The sequence below is a fragment of the Novosphingobium naphthalenivorans NBRC 102051 genome (genome assembly GCF_001590985.1).
In the GTDB taxonomy this organism is placed as follows: domain Bacteria; phylum Pseudomonadota; class Alphaproteobacteria; order Sphingomonadales; family Sphingomonadaceae; genus Novosphingobium; species Novosphingobium naphthalenivorans.
In genome coordinates this window covers 1-15,229 of the sequence record NZ_BCTX01000095.1, presented here as the reverse complement: position 1 = coordinate 15,229, position 15,229 = coordinate 1, and the positions used below count along the sequence as shown (strand labels likewise).

The 15,229-nt window shown below is 62.7% G+C and carries 19 protein-coding genes; 17 read left to right on the top strand and 2 right to left on the bottom strand.

Annotated features, from left to right (window positions below; all coding sequences use genetic code 11):
* The first annotated feature begins 5 nt into the window (after positions 1 to 5).
* The 13 genes from NN5_RS21525 (at position 6) to NN5_RS21470 (ending at position 10,094) form a co-directional block, all read left to right on the top strand.
* The gene (locus tag NN5_RS21525; protein WP_067738147.1) at positions 6 to 764 is read left to right on the top strand and encodes an enoyl-CoA hydratase/isomerase family protein; all 759 of its coding nucleotides are present in this window, start codon (positions 6 to 8) and stop codon (positions 762 to 764) included.
* Positions 764 to 1,507, top strand: coding sequence for an NAD(P)H-dependent oxidoreductase (locus NN5_RS21520; RefSeq protein WP_169801033.1), 744 nt, complete (start codon positions 764 to 766; stop codon positions 1,505 to 1,507). The genes NN5_RS21525 and NN5_RS21520 overlap by 1 nt, the downstream gene beginning before the upstream one ends.
* A 69-nt stretch (positions 1,508 to 1,576) precedes the next feature.
* On the top strand, positions 1,577 to 2,689 hold the full coding sequence (locus tag NN5_RS21515; RefSeq protein WP_067738133.1) for an S-(hydroxymethyl)glutathione dehydrogenase/class III alcohol dehydrogenase: 1,113 nt from the start codon (positions 1,577 to 1,579) through the stop codon (positions 2,687 to 2,689).
* Between the two features lie 10 nt (positions 2,690 to 2,699).
* Positions 2,700 to 2,858 (top strand): hypothetical protein, encoded by a 159-nt coding sequence (locus NN5_RS26425; RefSeq protein WP_169801032.1) that lies wholly within the window; start codon positions 2,700 to 2,702, stop codon positions 2,856 to 2,858.
* Between the two features lie 28 nt (positions 2,859 to 2,886).
* On the top strand, positions 2,887 to 3,594 hold the full coding sequence (locus NN5_RS21510) for a CoA transferase subunit A (RefSeq protein ID WP_084385093.1): 708 nt from the start codon (positions 2,887 to 2,889) through the stop codon (positions 3,592 to 3,594).
* Complete coding sequence (locus tag NN5_RS21505; RefSeq protein ID WP_067738130.1) at positions 3,594 to 4,235, top strand: 3-oxoacid CoA-transferase subunit B; 642 nt, start codon at positions 3,594 to 3,596, stop codon at positions 4,233 to 4,235. Before NN5_RS21510 ends, NN5_RS21505 begins: the two co-directional genes overlap by 1 nt.
* 157 nt (positions 4,236 to 4,392) lie before the next feature.
* Positions 4,393 to 4,794, top strand: a complete 402-nt coding sequence (locus NN5_RS21500; RefSeq protein WP_067738127.1) for a VOC family protein — start codon at positions 4,393 to 4,395, stop codon at positions 4,792 to 4,794.
* 9 nt (positions 4,795 to 4,803) lie between these two features.
* A complete protein-coding gene (gene fghA / locus NN5_RS21495) occupies positions 4,804 to 5,640 on the top strand; it encodes an S-formylglutathione hydrolase (protein WP_067738142.1) in 837 nt (278 codons plus the stop codon).
* Between the two features lie 16 nt (positions 5,641 to 5,656).
* Complete coding sequence (locus NN5_RS21490; RefSeq protein ID WP_067738124.1) at positions 5,657 to 5,974, top strand: 2Fe-2S iron-sulfur cluster-binding protein; 318 nt, start codon at positions 5,657 to 5,659, stop codon at positions 5,972 to 5,974.
* 41 nt (positions 5,975 to 6,015) lie between these two features.
* Positions 6,016 to 7,254 carry an NAD(P)/FAD-dependent oxidoreductase gene (locus tag NN5_RS21485; protein ID WP_067738121.1) on the top strand — a complete coding sequence of 413 codons (1,239 nt, stop codon included), beginning with the start codon at positions 6,016 to 6,018 and terminating at the stop codon, positions 7,252 to 7,254.
* A gap of 43 nt (positions 7,255 to 7,297) precedes the next feature.
* Positions 7,298 to 8,470, top strand: a complete 1,173-nt coding sequence (locus NN5_RS21480) for an acetyl-CoA C-acetyltransferase (RefSeq protein ID WP_067738118.1) — start codon at positions 7,298 to 7,300, stop codon at positions 8,468 to 8,470.
* A gap of 62 nt (positions 8,471 to 8,532) precedes the next feature.
* Complete coding sequence (locus NN5_RS21475; RefSeq protein WP_067738116.1) at positions 8,533 to 9,267, top strand: enoyl-CoA hydratase/isomerase family protein; 735 nt, start codon at positions 8,533 to 8,535, stop codon at positions 9,265 to 9,267.
* 80 nt (positions 9,268 to 9,347) lie between these two features.
* On the top strand, positions 9,348 to 10,094 hold the full coding sequence (locus NN5_RS21470; RefSeq protein ID WP_084385091.1) for an SDR family NAD(P)-dependent oxidoreductase: 747 nt from the start codon (positions 9,348 to 9,350) through the stop codon (positions 10,092 to 10,094).
* Here NN5_RS21470 and NN5_RS21465 read toward each other — a convergent pair.
* Entirely contained in the window at positions 10,048 to 10,431 is a 384-nt protein-coding gene (locus NN5_RS21465; protein ID WP_275489117.1) for a winged helix-turn-helix transcriptional regulator, read from the bottom strand. The two genes, NN5_RS21470 and NN5_RS21465, sit on opposite strands and share 47 nt — an antisense overlap.
* A 102-nt stretch (positions 10,432 to 10,533) precedes the next feature.
* Here NN5_RS21465 and NN5_RS21460 point away from each other — a divergent pair, with 102 nt between their 5' ends.
* Genes NN5_RS21460 through NN5_RS25395 form a run of 4 tightly spaced genes read left to right on the top strand, consistent with a single transcriptional unit; the run spans position 10,534 to position 13,835 of the window.
* The gene (locus NN5_RS21460) at positions 10,534 to 11,388 is read left to right on the top strand and encodes an SDR family oxidoreductase (protein ID WP_067738107.1); all 855 of its coding nucleotides are present in this window, start codon (positions 10,534 to 10,536) and stop codon (positions 11,386 to 11,388) included.
* Positions 11,388 to 12,206, top strand: coding sequence for a type I methionyl aminopeptidase (gene map, locus NN5_RS21455; RefSeq protein ID WP_067738104.1), 819 nt, complete (start codon positions 11,388 to 11,390; stop codon positions 12,204 to 12,206). The genes NN5_RS21460 and map overlap by 1 nt, the downstream gene beginning before the upstream one ends.
* Positions 12,207 to 12,220: 14 nt before the next feature.
* Positions 12,221 to 13,234, top strand: a complete 1,014-nt coding sequence (locus tag NN5_RS21450; RefSeq protein ID WP_067738139.1) for a zinc-dependent alcohol dehydrogenase family protein — start codon at positions 12,221 to 12,223, stop codon at positions 13,232 to 13,234.
* A 28-nt stretch (positions 13,235 to 13,262) separates the two neighbouring features.
* A complete protein-coding gene (locus tag NN5_RS25395) occupies positions 13,263 to 13,835 on the top strand; it encodes an RNA polymerase sigma factor (protein WP_084385090.1) in 573 nt (190 codons plus the stop codon).
* A 62-nt stretch (positions 13,836 to 13,897) separates the two neighbouring features.
* On the opposite strand, the gene NN5_RS21440 is transcribed toward NN5_RS25395, so the two are convergent.
* Positions 13,898 to 15,106 (bottom strand): NAD-dependent formate dehydrogenase, encoded by a 1,209-nt coding sequence (locus NN5_RS21440; RefSeq protein WP_067738098.1) that lies wholly within the window; start codon positions 15,104 to 15,106, stop codon positions 13,898 to 13,900.
* Positions 15,107 to 15,229 lie beyond the last annotated feature (123 nt).

Below are 15,229 nucleotides of genomic sequence, written 5' to 3'. Positions count from 1 at the left end.
CCACCATCACTCTCAACCGGCCCGATGCCGGCAATGCGATGAGCCTTGCCTTTGTCGAGCAATTGTCGGCGATCGCCAACGCCGTTGCCGAAGACGCCAGCGTGCGGTGCGTGCTGTTGACCGGCACTGGGCGCTTCTTTTCGGTTGGCGGAGACATCGGCGCCTTCAGGGAAGCGGGCGAGGAGGTTCCCCGCCTTCTCGAAGAGGTGACGCGCCATCTGCACAAGGCGGTGGCGCTTCTGGTCCGGATGGAAAAGCCGCTCGTGACCGCGATCAATGGACCTGCCGCCGGCGCGGGGCTTGGGCTGGCGGTGCTGGGCGACATCGCCATCGCGGCCGAGGGCGCACATTTCTCGATGGCCTATACCGCGATCGGCCTGACGCCTGACGCTGGCACCTCGGCGATCCTGCCAAGGCTTGTCGGCCTGCGGAAGACCCAGGAACTGGCGCTGACAAACCGCCGGGTGCCGAGCGGCGAAGCGGTCGAGATCGGTCTCATCACCAAGGTGGTGCCAGCCGACGATCTGCTTTCCGAAGCTCGCGAGGCCGCGCGCAAGCTGGCCGATGGCCCGGCGCACGCATTCGGCGCGGTTCGCAAGCTTCTCGCCAGCGGGTTCGAATTGTCGTTCGAGGACCAGCTCGCTCGCGAGGCAGAGACGATTTCCCAGGCAGCAGGGGAGCCGGAAGGTCGGGAAGGGATCACTGCCTTTCTTGAGAAGCGTCCGGCTGTCTTCCGTCTTGGCCAGATACAGGAGACAGCATGATGCACATATTGTTCGTTTACGCTCATCCCGAGCCCAAATCCTTCACAGCGGCATTGCTCGAAGAAGCGAAGGCGGTGCTGACCGAGGATGGCCACAGCTTCGAGGTGTCGGACCTCTATGGCGAGCGGTTCAATCCCGTGCTCGACCGTCACGATTTCAGCACCGTCGCGGACGAGGACTATTTCAGCGTTCAGGGGGAGCAGTCGCTGGCCGAGGAGCGGGATGGCTATAGCGACGAGATCCGTCGCGAGCAGGCGCGCGTCGCCAAGGCGGACGTGATCGTCTTCCTCTTTCCTCTCTGGTGGGGCGGGCCGCCAGCCATCGTCAAGGGCTGGTTCGAGCGGGTCATGTCGTATGGCTTCGGCTATGTGGATGGGGCTCGCTACGATCGAGGTCTGTTCAAAGGACGCAGCGCGCTGGTGTGCGTGCCCACCGGCGGGACCATCGAGCGGTTCAGCGAAGGAGGGACTTACGGCACCATCAGGCAGGTGCTCTGGCCGTTCCAGCATTGCGCGCTCAAATATACGGGCCTGAACATTCTCGACGACTTTATCGCCTATGCGTCGCCGCGCGTCGATCAGGAGCAGCGCGTCCGCTACCTCGCCCAATGGCGTGACCATCTGCGGGCACAACTCGCACAAGCGAACAAGGTTCATGATCCACGGGAGATCCGGCGGGGCGCGATATCGACGCGGCCGCTACAGTTCGACCCGCATGTCGTCATCGCATCCGGCGCTGCATAGCGCCGGCAAATCATCACAGGATTTCGCGGGCAGCGAGGTCGAGATCGCAACAAGGTAGGAAAAGCATTCATGAAGACGCGCGCCGCAGTAGCATTTGAAGCCAAGAAACCGCTGGAAATCGTCGAGGTGGACCTGGAAGGGCCGAAGGCGGGCGAGGTTCTTGTCGAGATCATGGCGACCGGCATCTGCCATACCGACGCCTATACGCTCGACGGCTTCGACAGCGAGGGCATCTTCCCGTCGATCCTGGGCCATGAGGGCGCGGGCATCGTGCGCGAGGTGGGCGCGGGGGTGACCTCGGTAAAGCCGGGCGACCATGTCATCCCGCTCTACACCCCCGAATGCCGCCAATGCAAAAGCTGCCTGTCGGGAAAGACCAACCTGTGCACCGCGATCCGCGCCACGCAGGGCAAGGGCCTGATGCCCGACGGCACGAGCCGCTTCAGCTATAAGGGCCAGCCGATCTTCCATTACATGGGCTGCTCGACCTTCTCGAACTTCACGGTGCTGCCCGAGATCGCGGTGGCGAAGATCCGCGAGGACGCGCCGTTCAAGACGAGCTGCTATATCGGCTGCGGGGTCACCACGGGCGTCGGCGCGGTGGTTAACACGGCGAAGGTGCAGGTCGGCGAGAACGTCGTCGTGTTCGGTCTGGGCGGCATCGGCCTCAACGTCATCCAGGGGGCGAAGCTTGCGGGTGCGGGCAAGATCATCGGCGTCGACATCAACCCGGACCGCGAGGAGTGGGGCCGCAAGTTCGGCATGACCGACTTCCTCAACTCCAGGGGCCTGTCGCGCGAGGAGACGGTGGCGAAGGTGCTGGAACTGACCGACGGCGGCGCCGACTACAGCTTCGACGCGACCGGCAACACCGAGGTGATGCGCACGGCGCTGGAGGCCTGTCATCGCGGCTGGGGCACCTCGATCATCATCGGCGTGGCCGAGGCGGGCAAGGAGATCAGCACGCGCCCGTTCCAACTCGTCACCGGGCGTAACTGGCGCGGCACCGCATTCGGCGGCGCCAAGGGCCGCACCGATGTGCCGAAGATCGTCGACTGGTATATGGAGAACAAGATCCAGATCGACCCCATGATCACCCATGTCCTTACCCTGGAGGAGATCAACAAGGGCTTCGATCTCATGCACAGCGGCGAGAGCATCCGCTCGGTCGTCGTCTTCTGATCGACCGTCCATGATCATGCTTCGCGCATTGGGTTCGCTGTTGGCGAGTCTGTTGACCCGCTACGGAAACCTGATGCTCGAAATGTTCGGAACGCCGCCTGTCGAGGACAGTCGGCGCTCCGAGCAAATTCCGCTCGAACACCAACCCGCGCCTTGGGAACGACCATGAGCAGCGATCGGCCAGCAACGAGGATGAGTTGAACAAGATCTTTACGGACGCGACTTCCGCGCTGGAAGGCCTTCTTTCCGACGGCATGTTGATCGCCAGCGGCGGCTTCGGGCTGTGCGGCCTGCCCGAACGACTTCTTGATGCGATCCAGGCTTCGGGCGTGAAGGGACTCACCTTCGTTTCCAATAATGCCGGGATCGACAACCAGGGCATCGGCAAGCTGCTGCGCACCCGTCAGGTGAAGAAAATGATCTCCTCCTATGTGGGTGAGAACAAGGAGTTCGAACGGCAATATCTCTCGGGCGAACTGGAGGTGGAGTTCAATCCACAGGGCACGCTTGCCGAGCGGATGCGTGCGGGAGGTGCCGGCATTCCAGGCTTCTACACGAAGACGGGTGTCGGCACGCTGGTCGCCGAGGGAAAGGAGACCAGGCTCTTCGACGGCGAGGAATATGTCCTCGAACGCGGTATCCGTGCCGATCTCGCGATCATCAAGGGCTGGAAAGCCGACGAGGCCGGCAATCTCGTGTTTCGGAAAACGGCCCGCAACTTCAACCATCCTGCTGCGACGTGCGGCAACGTCTGCGTCGCGGAGGTGGAGGAAATCGTGCCCGTCGGCAGCCTGGATGGCGACGCGATCCACCTGCCCGGCATCTATGTGCATCGGCTCATTCAGGGGTCGCCCTACGACAAGCAGATCGAGTTCCGAACCGTCCGGCAGAGGGAGGCCGCCTGATGTCCTGGACGCGTGACGAGATGGCGGCGCGTGCCGCAAAAGAGCTTGAAGACGGCTTCTACGTCAATCTCGGCATCGGTATCCCGACACTTGTCGCCAACCATATCCCCACCGGCGTCGAGGTGACGCTCCAGTCGGAGAACGGGATGCTCGGCATCGGGCCTTTTCCCTATGACGGCGACGAGGATCCCGATCTCATCAATGCCGGCAAGCAGACCGTTTCGGAACTGCCGCAGACCAGCTATTTCAGCTCGGCCGACAGCTTCGCGATGATCCGCGGCGGCCATATCGATGTGGCGGTGCTCGGAGCGATGGAAGTGAGCCAGGCAGGCGACATCGCCAACTGGATGATCCCGGGCAAGATGGTGAAGGGTATGGGCGGCGCGATGGATCTCGTCGCCGGCGTCAAGAAGATCATCGTAGTGATGGAGCATAACGCGCGGAACGGCGATCCCAAGTTCCTGATCGACTGCACGTTGCCGCTCACCGGCAGGAACGTCGTCGACATGATCATCACCGATCTCGCGGTGTTCAGACGTCCCGACCATGCATCATCGTTCGAGCTGATCGAACTGGCGCCCGGTATTCTGGCGGGCGACGTGGTGGCCAGGACCGCCGCTCATTTCGTGACAAGATTATAGCCACTCAAGCTCGGAGATTCTCCATGGAGAGTATCAAGTCTCGGCAAGATGCCAGCTCTTCAGGAGACCGACGGAGAATTTCGACCTGACACTCTCAGGAGAAAACTACCCACCCAATCGCGCCATTCCGGCTCGATATCCATAGAGGAGAATTATCATGGCAGTGATTTCTGGCGACGGCGTCTTTTCGCACGTCTTCCTTGGCGCCGCGGACACCGATGCCTCGGTGAAGTTCTATGATGCGGCGCTCGGCGCGCTGGGCATCAAGAATCTCGGGCCGTTTGGCAATGGCTGGGTTCTCTATGGTCGCGACAAGCCGGCCTTCATCATCGCCAAGCCCGGCAACGGCGAGGCGCCTTCGAGCAACGGCGTTACCATCGGTTTCGCCGCGGCGACCACCGATGAGGTCGATGCCTTCCATGCCGCGGGTCTGGCCAATGGCGGCAGCGACGAAGGCGAGCCCGGTCCGCGCGGGCATCTCCCCGGCGCCTATGCCGCCTACCTGCGCGATCCGGCCGGCAACAAGGTCTGCTCCTACACCTTCACCGACGGCAACTGAGCAATGAGCGTGGAACAGGTCAGTGCCAACCACTCCTTTGGCGGCGTGGAGGGTGTGTACAAGCATTCCTCCACCTCGACCGGCACCGACATGACCTTCTCGGTCTACGTCCCTCCCCATGGGGAAGGAGCGAGGCTGCCGGTGGTCTGGTATCTGTCGGGGTTGACCTGTACCCATGCCAATGTGACGGAAAAGGGCGAGTTTCGGCGCGTATGCGCCGAACTCGGCCTGATCTTCGTCGCGCCCGACACGTCGCCGCGGGGCGAAGGCATTCCCGACGACCCGCAGGGCGCCTATGATTTCGGCCTGGGCGCGGGCTTCTATGTCGATGCGACGCAAGCGCCGTTCGACAAGAATTATCGCATGTGGACTTATGTGACCGAGGAATTGCCGGCTCTCGTCGCGGAGAATTTCCCTGCGGACATGGAGCGCCAGTCGATCATGGGGCACTCGATGGGCGGGCATGGCGCGCTGACCATTGGTCTGACCCACCCGGAGCGTTTTCGTGCGGTATCGGCCTTCTCGCCGATCGTGGCGCCGTCCCAGGTTCCCTGGGGCAAGAAGGCGCTGGCGGGCTATCTCGGCGACAACCCGGCCGCATGGCGCAAGCACGATGCCGTTGCCTTGATCGAGGACGGGGCACGGATCGATGCTCTCCTGGTCGATCAGGGCGAGGCCGACCAGTTTCTCGAGGAGCAGCTTCGACCGCAGTTGTTGCAGGATGCCTGCCGCAGCGCGGGCATCGATCTCAGCCTCGGCATCAGGCCGGGCTACGATCATAGCTATTATTTCATTTCGACCTTCATGTCCGACCATCTGCGCTGGCACGCCGCGCGACTCGGCTGAAGGGCAAAGGATAATTATGACCCAGATATTCGTAACCGATCGGGAGGGGAGCGAACGCCCTGTTCCGGCAACGCCCGGTCTCAGCGTCATGGAGATCATCCGCGATGCCGGCATCGACGAGTTGCTGGCTCTGTGCGGCGGCTGCTGTTCCTGCGCGACATGCCACGTCTATGTCGACGATGCGTTTGCGAGCGTGGTCGGCGGTCCGACCGAGGATGAGTTCGACCTGCTGGACGGCTCGTCGCATCGGCGCACGGCTTCCCGGCTATCCTGCCAGATACCGTTCACCGACGCGCTCGATGGCCTCAAGGTCACGATCGCGCCCGAGGATTGATCCAACATGGCAGGGCAACCGATAACGAGGAAGGTGCATTGATGGACAGGCAGTTCGACATATTGATCGTCGGTGCCGGTCACGGCGGCGCCCAGGCGGCGATAGCGCTGCGCCAGGCGAAGTTTGCCGGGTCGATCGGGATTGTCGGCGAGGAAGCGGAACTGCCTTATGAGCGCCCACCGCTCAGCAAGGACTATCTTGCACAGGAAAAGAGCTTCGAGCGTATCCTGATCCGGCCCGTTTCCTTCTGGGAAGAGCGCAACATCGCGTTCCTGACCGGTCAGCGCGTCGTGACGGTCGATCCGCAGGCCAGGACGATCGGCACGGCAGCGGGCGAAACGATCAGTTATGGCCGCTTGATCTGGGCAGCGGGCGGTCATGCGCGGCGGCTGACCTGTTCGGGCCATGATCTCGCCGGTGTTCATTCGGTGCGCAGCCGCGCCGACGTCGATCGGATGATGGACGAACTTGCCACAACCCAGCGCGTCGTCGTGGTCGGCGGTGGCTATATCGGACTCGAAGCCGCCGCGGTCCTGACCAAGCTCGGCAAGAAGGTCACCATCCTCGAAGCCCAGAATCGGGTATTGGCGCGGGTGGCCGGCGTGGCGCTTTCCCGCTTTTACGAGGCCGAGCACCGCGCTCATGGGGTCGATATACGCCTTAATGCCGTCGTCCAGTGCATAGAGGAAAGGGACGGTCGCGCTGTCGGCGTCCGCCTTGCCGATGACGAGATCGTTCCATGCGAGATGGTCATCGTCGGCATCGGCATCGTCCCGTCGGTCGAGCCGCTCCTTTCGGTGGGGGCCGAGGGAGGCAATGGCGTCGCCGTCGACGAGCATTGCCGCACCTCGCTCCCCGACATCTTCGCGATCGGGGATTGTGCCCTTCATGCAAACCCCTTCGCCGACGGGCAGCCTCTTCGGCTCGAATCCGTCCAGAATGCGAACGACATGGCAACCACCGTCGCCAGGTTCATCGCGGGCGATCCTCAGCCTTATCATACCGTCCCATGGTTCTGGTCGAACCAATATGATCTTCGCCTTCAGACGGTCGGCCTGTCCATCGGGCATGATAAGGAAGTCCTGCGCGGCGACCCGGCGGGGCGTTCCTTTTCGATCATCTACCTGAAAGCAGGAAAGGTTGTCGCGCTCGATTGCGTGAACGCGACCAAGGATTATGTCCAGGGACGACAATTGGTGATCGGTGGCGCCATCGTCGATCCGGAACGTCTCTCGTCCATTCCTGCGCTCAAGGATATCTATGCTGCGTCTCCAGCTTGAGCGGGCTGCGCTACATCCAATTTGATTCAGAAAGAGGTTTCCCATGACCAAAGTCGTCATAGCTTCAGCCAAACGTACGCCGGTGGGGAGCTTTCTTGGCGCCTTCGGCTCGATACCCGCTCATGAACTGGGGCAGACCGCAATCCGCGCGGCGCTCGATCAGGCCGGTGTCAACGGCGAGGAGGTGGCGGAGGTCATTCTGGGCCAGGTTCTTGGCGCCGCGCAAGGCCAGAACCCGGCCAGGCAAGCCGCGATCGCGGCTGGCATTCCCAAGGAGGTGCCGGCCTGGGGCGTCAACCAGGTGTGCGGTTCGGGGCTACGCGCGGTAGCGCTCGGTGCTCAAGCGATCGCGAATGGCGATGCCAGGATCGTGGTCGCTGGCGGACAGGAGAGTATGTCGCTTGCGCCCCACGCGCAGAATCTGCGTGGCGGCGCCAAGATGGGAAATGTCAGCCTGGTCGACACCATGATTGTGGATGGTCTGTGGGACGCCTTCAACGACTATCACATGGGGATCACCGCCGAGAATCTGGCGGAAAAGTACCAGATCAGCCGCGAGGAGCAGGACGAGTTCTCGGTGGCCAGCCAGAACAAAGCCGAGAAGGCTCGCGCGACCGGGCGTTTCAGGGACGAGATCGTTCCCGTCACTGTGAAGAGCCGCAAGGGTGACGTGGTGGTCGAAAACGACGAATATATTCGTGACGGCGCCACGCTGGAGGCGATGGAGAAGCTCAAGCCCGCCTTCAAGAAAGAGGGGACGGTGACGGCTGGCAACGCCTCGGGACTTAACGACGGCGCCGCTGCGCTGGTGCTGATGTCGGCCGACGAGGCGGCGAAACGCGCATTGAAGACGCTCGCCACGGTAGTGAGCTGGGCTTCGGCTGGCGTCGATCCCTCCATCATGGGAATCGGTCCGGTGCCGGCGGTGAAACAGGCGCTCGAGAAGGCGGGTTGGTCGGTGAACGATGTCGACCTGATCGAGGCGAACGAGGCTTTCGCTTCGCAGGCGCTTTCAGTCTGTCGCGAGTTGGGTTTTCCGCCGGAGAAGGTGAACGTCAACGGCGGCGCGATCGCGATCGGCCATCCGATCGGCGCGTCGGGCGCGCGCATCCTTACCACGTTGCTCTACGAGATGGAAAAGCGCGACGCGAAGAAGGGCCTTGCCACGCTCTGCATCGGCGGCGGCATGGGCATCGCCATGTGCGTGGAGCGTTAAGGGGACTTCCGCTTATGGAGACGGATGCTCCGACAACTGTTCGATGCGAGGTTGCTGGACCCTTGGCGACGGTTTGGCTCGATGGTCCCGCGCGACGCAATGCGCTGGGACACGCGGCGTGGGCGGCGCTTCCCTCGATCATGGCAGATGCTGCCAGCAAGTCCCGGGCGATCATCCTGCGCGGGCGGGGCGGCAACTTCGGTGCGGGTGCTGACATCAAGGAGTTCGAAGAGGTCTTCGCCACGCGCGACACCGCGCTTGCCTATTTCGACCGGATGGAAGCGGCTATGCGTGCTGTCGAGGCAGTCGACGTGCCGGTCATCGCGGCCATCGACGGCTTGTGCGTCGGCGCGTCCGTGGCTCTCGCGCTCGCTTGCGACTTCCGGGTCGCTTCGGCAACCAGCAGCTATGCGATCACCCCGGCGAAGCTCGGCATCGCCTACCCCTATGGTGATGTGCGGCGCGTCGTGTCGGCGATCGGCCCGAGCCGCACCAAGGCGCTGATGTTCAGCGGCCGATCGATCCCCGCAGCGCTGGCGCTGACTTACGGGCTCGTCGATATCGTCGAAGCCGATCTTGAAACCGGGATTGCAGAGTTCGCGGGCATCGTCACTAGCTGCTCGCCTTGGACTATCCGCGCCACGAAGAAAGCCGTTGCGGCGATAGGCGCTGGCTTGGGTCCGGCAGAGGCTGGTTATCCCGGGATATTGGCTGAGGCTGTGGCTGGTGCGGATTTCGCAGAGGGCATGGCCGCCTTTGCGGCGCGGCGCAGACCGGACTTCAAGACCATCGTATAGCGTCAAGAAATACTGAATAATTTTTGAGCGCTCACGACGCTATGCATTGATTGTCACAGGCTTGAGCAGGGTGGATATCGATGGGATCTCTTCAAGGCAAAATTGCTCTCGTTACCGGCGCGGCATCCGGTATGGGCCAGGGCATCGCGGTCAAGCTCGCGCAGGAAGGCGCGATCGTGGAACTGCTGGACCGTCAAGATTCTTCCGCCACCTTTGCCGCTATCGCCGCCTCCGGGGGTACAGCCTATTCCCACCTATCCGACGTCACGGACGAAGCAAAGCTTTCGGAGGTGGCGCAGACCATCTCCGAGCGCCACGGAAAGCTCGACATACTCGTCAATAACGCTGGAATCCTTTCGGCCGGCAAACCCTGGAACGAGCATAGCCGCGAAGATCTCGAAGGCTATATCGCGGTAAATTATATCGGCTACTTCCTCGTTACCAAGACTTTCCATCCGCTTTTGCGCAAGAGCGGGGCGGGGCGCGTCATCAATGTTGCGTCCCGGACCTATTTTCTCGCGAATGCCGGCCAGCTCGCCTACGTCGCCAGCAAGGGCGCAGTGATTGGCATGACGCGCGTCCTCGCCAGGGAGCTGGGCCCGGAAAACATCACGGTCAATGCGGTGGCACCCGGCATGATCGCGACACCAGGTGTGCTCGAACATCATCCCGAGCAGGCCGTCGATGCCGTGATGCAAAATCAGGCGATCAAAAAGCGGGGGGAGCCAAGGCATCTCGCGGCGCTGATCGCCTTTCTCGCCGGCGATGAGAGCGAGCTTATCACGGGTCAGACAATTCTGGCAGATGGTGGGGGCTATTTCCTGTGAACGAGGGAAGACGCTCCTCGATCCAGTCGGTGAGGGCCGCGATATGAGCGGCGGCCTCCTGTCCGAGGTCCGTCAGCGTGTATTCGACATGTGGCGGCACCACGGGAAAGCTGCGCCGCACGAGCAGACGGTCCGCTTCGAGCTGCTGCAGGGTCTGGGCGAGCATCCGTTCGCTGACGCCACCGATCTTCCGGCGCAACTCGCTGAAACGCAATGTCCCGGAGCGCAGCCCGATCAGGACCAGAACGCCCCAGCTGCTGGTGATGTGTTTGAGGATCGTGCGCGAGGGACAGCGCGGTTCGAGCACATCGCCGCGTTCCATCCGATCGGTCAGCAAGAGAGAAGTTTCCCGAAGCATCCATACTTACCATTTTGTTCGTACTTAGCATTCGTAAGCTAGGGGCTTAACTTGGTCGAGGCAATAACCCAGGAGACAATCATGTTCGCAGTAACCGGAGCCTCGGGGCACCTCGGCCGCCTTGTCATCGACGCCTTGCTATCCCGTACCGATCCCCGGAACATTCTCGCCCTCGCCCGCGACCCAGCCAAGCTGGCGGATCTGGCGGAGCGTGGCGTTACGGTCCGCGCCTTTGACTATTCTGTACCCGACAGCCTCGCCGCCGCGCTGGGCGATGTCGATCGCCTGCTTCTGATCTCCTCGAGCGAGGTTGGTCAACGCGAAACCCAGCACCGGGCTGTCATCGACGCGGCGAAGGCCGCAGGCGTCGGTTTCATCGCCTACACCAGCATCCTTCATGCCGACGCCAATCCGCTCGATCTCGCGGTCGAGCATCGGGGTACCGAGACTGCCCTGCAAGAGAGCGGCATCTCCTATGCCCTGCTGCGCAATGGCTGGTACAATGAGAACTACACGATCGGCCTCGATGGCGTGGTCGAGCACGGCGTGCTGATCGGCAGCGTCGGCGAGGCTCGCGTCGCGGCCGCGTCGCGCAAAGACTATGCGGAAGCCGCAGCGATAATCCTCGCGCAGGAACCGCCCGAGACGAACACCTATGAGTTGGCGGGCGACAGCGGCTTCACCCAGGCCGAACTCGCCGCCGCCATCGCTGCGGCAAGCGGCAAGCCTGTCGTCTACCAGGATCTCCCTGAAGCCGATTATGCGGCGGCGCTCGAGGGCTTCGGCATTCCTGGGCCACTCGCACATATATTGGCTGATAGCAGCGCGAAGGCGGGGAAGGGGGCCCTGTTCGACGACAGCGGTACACTGGGACGGCTCATTGGACGCCCGACCACGCCGATCGCGGTTTCCGTCCAGGAGGCGTTGCAGGGGTGATGCGGGGAGGAGACTTCATCGACGCCGCCACGGCGCCCGCGGAGCGTACCGAGGCGATCAAGCTGCATGGCCCTGAGGGTTTCGCCGGTATGCGGCGAGCCGGTCGTCTCGCGGCCGATATCCTTGATCGCCTCGCTTCTTCCGTCGTTCCTGGCGTGCGTACCGACGAACTCGACGGACTGGTTCATCAGATGACGGTCGAAGCGGGAGCCATTCCCGCTTCGCTCGGCTATCACGGCTTCACGCACAGCTGCTGCATCTCGATCAACCATGTGGTGTGTCACGGTATTCCGTCGGAACGAACGCTAAAGGACGGCGCCATCGTCAACATCGACGTGACGCCGATTCTTGACGGCTGGCACGGCGACACAAGCCGCACCTTCCTCGTCGGACAGGTTCCGCTCAAGGCGCGGCGTCTGGTCGAGGTGACCTATGAAGCGATGATGCGGGGCATCGAGCAGGCAAGGCCCGGCAACCGCGTCGGCGACATCGGGCATGCCATAGAGCGTTTCGTGGCGCCCTATCGCTACGGCATCGTGCAGGACTTCTGCGGCCATGGTCTTGGCCGTGTCTTCCACGACGCTCCCAACATTCTGCACCATGGCCGGCCGGCTACGGGTGCCGAGCTACGGCCCGGCATGTTCTTCACGATCGAGCCCATGCTCAACGGCGGCAAGGCGGCGGTAAAAATCCTCGACGATGGCTGGACCTCGGTGACGCGCGATCGCAGCCTGTCGGCGCAATTCGAGCATTCGATCGGCATCACCGAGACCGGATGCGAAATTTTCACGCTGGGATCATCGGAGCGACGGGTTTGACCAAGGAACAGACGATCAAGGCGGTCCGCGCCTACGGCGGCAAAGGACTTGATGGATTGACCGTGGTGGATTTGCCCGACCCTGGCCAGCCCGGGCCGGGGGAAATCCGCGTCAGGATCCATGCCAGTTCGCTCAACTATCATGATCTGGGCGTCGTCTCCGGGGTGATGGGAGCAGCCGAAGGCCGGATTCCGATGTCGGACGGTGCTGGCGTCATCGAAGCCGTAGGAGAAGGCGTGGAGGAGTTCGCGATCGGGGATCAGGTCGTATCGACCTTCTTTCCGCACTGGCTCGACGGCGAGCCGGTACTTGCCGATTTCTCGACGACGCCGGGCGACGGGATCGACGGCTATGCGCGCGAGGTCGTCGTGGCCCCGGCATCCGGGTTCACGCACGCGCCTCGTGGGTACACGCACACCGAGGCTGCAACGCTCACCACGGCCGGCCTGACGGCGTGGCGCGCGCTCGTCGTCAATGGCGGGCTGAAAGCGGGCGACAGCGTGCTGGTGCTGGGCACAGGCGGCGTTTCCATTTTCGCGCTTCAGTTCGCCAAGGCGATGGGGGCGAGCGTCATCGTCACGTCTTCCTCGGACGAGAAGCTCGAACGTGCGAAAGCACTGGGGGCGGATCGCCTGGTCAACTACCGGGCAGACGCGAATTGGGGTGAGACGGTTCGCCGGCTCGCCGGCGGACGCGGCGTCGATCATGTCGTGGAAGTGGGCGGTCAGGGCACGCTCACGCAATCGATCGGAGCTGCAAGGATCGGAGGGCATATCGCACTCATCGGCGTGCTGACGGGCGTGGCCGGCCCCGTGCCGACGGCAGCGCTGATGGCACGACAGCAGCGGCTCCAGGGGCTGGTCGTGGGGAGCCGGCGCCACCAGCAGGATATGATCCGCGCGATCGAAGCGACGGGTATCCATCCCATGTTGGATCGTTCGTTCGGCCTGGATGCCATTTCCGATGCATTTCGCTTCCAGGCAGGTTCGGGCCATTTTGGGAAGATCGCCCTGCAGGTCTCGACGTGAGGACGGTGCTCATCATTCGGGCGGCCGAATGACGAATGGGGCCGGTCGCAAACCCAAGGATCTGAAGCGTCCCCCTGAACATGATGCCGCGGTGCCTACAGGCGCTTTGCAGCGATTGCTGGACGCATTCGAAGCAGATTATGGACTGCTGCATCAGAAACTAACAGTCTATTTGAAATCCAGCGAGGCAGCAGCAGAGGCCCTACACGATACCTATATCAAATTGCGCAAGGGACCATCCGTCGGCGATCTTCAATATCCTCGCGCTTATCTGTTCAGGATGGCGATCAATCTTGCCAAGAATCGCCAGCGGGGCGAGGGGCGGGAATCCTCTGAAGACGACCTTCAACTTCATTCATTCCCGGATAGCGCACCGGACCCGGAACGCGCTGCGACTGCCACCGACGAGATGCAGCGAGCCCTCGAGGCGCTTCACAGGCTGCCCGACCAACGTCGTGAGATATTTCTGGCCAGATGGCGTGACGAAAAAAGTCAAGCCGAGATCGCGCTGGAATTCGGCTTGCACAAACGCACCGTCCAAAAGGAACTGACACGCGCCGAACAGCATCTCCGGGTTGCCTTGCACCGACCGAAAAACTGAGGCGGCAGCTTGTAGTGATGGGACGACCGGGCGGAGCGTAATCCACCGCCCGGTCGATCGGGTCAGGCAGCGGGCGCGGAGAACTTCGCTGCTTCCTCGGAACCGCTGGTCGCGTTGCCGGCGCTGTAGGAATGCGCGCCCGTGCCGGCCAGCTTGCCGCCGTCGACGATCAGATATTCGTCTCGGATGGGCCGGCCCTCGAAGAAACATTCAAGGATTTCGCGCGTGCCCGCAGCATAGCGCGCTTGCGCCGAAAGCGAGGTGCCGGAAATATGCGGGGTCATACCCTCGTGCGGCATCGTCCGCCACGGGTGATCCTTGGGCGCGGGCTGCGGAAACCAGACGTCGCCCGCATAGCCCGCAAGCTGCCCGCTCTCCAGCGCGCGGACGATGGCGTCACGGTCGCACAACTTCCCGCGCGCGGTGTTGACCAGATAGGCGCCGCGCTTGAAGCGCTTCAGCGTCTCGTCGTTGATCATATGCTCCGTCTCGGGATGGAGCGGCACGTTGAGCGTCACCACGTCGCAGACGCCGTACATCTCTTCGCGCGTGTCGTGCCAGGTCAGGCCCAGTTCCTTCTCCACCGCTTCCGGCAGGCGGTGCCGATCGGTATAGTGGAGATGCATGTCGAAGGGCTTGAGGCGCTTCAGCACCGCCAGGCCGATGCGCCCGGCGGCGACGGTGCCGACATGCATGCCTTCCACGTCGTAGGAGCGCGCCACGCAGTCGGCGATGTTCCAGCCACCCTTCACCACCCAGTCGTGCGACGGGATATAGTTGCGCACGAGACCGAGGATCATCATCACGACATGCTCGGCGACGCTGATCGAATTGCAGAAGGTGACCTCGGCAACGGTGACGCCATGGTCGATCGCGGCCTGCAGGTCGACATGGTCGGAGCCGATGCCAGCGGTGAGCGCCAACTTGAGCTTGGGCGCCTTGGCGATGCGCTCGGCCGTCAAATAGGCGGGCCAGAAGGGCTGGGAGATCACGACTTCAGCGTCCGCCAGTTCGCGCTCCAGGACCGAGTCCGGGCCATCCTTGCTGGATGTCACGACGAGCGTATGGCCGTTGGATTCGAGATATTTCCTCAGGCCCAGCTCGCCCGAGACGCTGCCGAGCAAGGTACCCGGCGTGAAGTCGATCGCCTTGGGCGTGGGAAGCGTCTGGCCATCGGGATACTTCTCGATCTTCGGCAGGTCGTCCCGAGCGTAGCTGGTAGGGTAACCGTCGATCGGATCATCGTAGAGCACGCATACGATCTTCGCCATTTCATGTCCTTTCGTCATAAAGAAAGGATAGCGCGCGCCGAACGCTTTTCGGAAATCACCGCGACGGGTATCGAAGAGCCTTCATGGCCAGCACATCCTCGTCCGATCGGTCGCAAGGCACGG

Bases quoted from the DNA above. Each gene is read 5' to 3' on its own strand.
- NN5_RS21480 (WP_067738118.1), top strand. From the start codon at position 7,298: ATGACCAAAGTCGTCATAGCTTCAGCCAAACGTACGCCGGTGGGGAGC.
- NN5_RS26425 (WP_169801032.1), top strand. From the start codon at position 2,700: ATGATCATGCTTCGCGCATTGGGTTCGCTGTTGGCGAGTCTGTTGACC.
- NN5_RS21490 (WP_067738124.1), top strand. From the start codon at position 5,657: ATGACCCAGATATTCGTAACCGATCGGGAGGGGAGCGAACGCCCTGTT.
- NN5_RS25395 (WP_084385090.1), top strand. From the start codon at position 13,263: ATGACGAATGGGGCCGGTCGCAAACCCAAGGATCTGAAGCGTCCCCCT.
- NN5_RS21505 (WP_067738130.1), top strand. From the start codon at position 3,594: ATGTCCTGGACGCGTGACGAGATGGCGGCGCGTGCCGCAAAAGAGCTT.
- NN5_RS21520 (WP_169801033.1), top strand. From the start codon at position 764: ATGCACATATTGTTCGTTTACGCTCATCCCGAGCCCAAATCCTTCACA.
- NN5_RS21440 (WP_067738098.1), bottom strand. From the start codon at position 15,106: ATGGCGAAGATCGTATGCGTGCTCTACGATGATCCGATCGACGGTTAC.
- NN5_RS21460 (WP_067738107.1), top strand. From the start codon at position 10,534: ATGTTCGCAGTAACCGGAGCCTCGGGGCACCTCGGCCGCCTTGTCATC.
- NN5_RS21515 (WP_067738133.1), top strand. From the start codon at position 1,577: ATGAAGACGCGCGCCGCAGTAGCATTTGAAGCCAAGAAACCGCTGGAA.
- NN5_RS21485 (WP_067738121.1), top strand. From the start codon at position 6,016: ATGGACAGGCAGTTCGACATATTGATCGTCGGTGCCGGTCACGGCGGC.
- map (WP_067738104.1), top strand. From the start codon at position 11,388: ATGCGGGGAGGAGACTTCATCGACGCCGCCACGGCGCCCGCGGAGCGT.
- NN5_RS21470 (WP_084385091.1), top strand. From the start codon at position 9,348: ATGGGATCTCTTCAAGGCAAAATTGCTCTCGTTACCGGCGCGGCATCC.
- NN5_RS21500 (WP_067738127.1), top strand. From the start codon at position 4,393: ATGGCAGTGATTTCTGGCGACGGCGTCTTTTCGCACGTCTTCCTTGGC.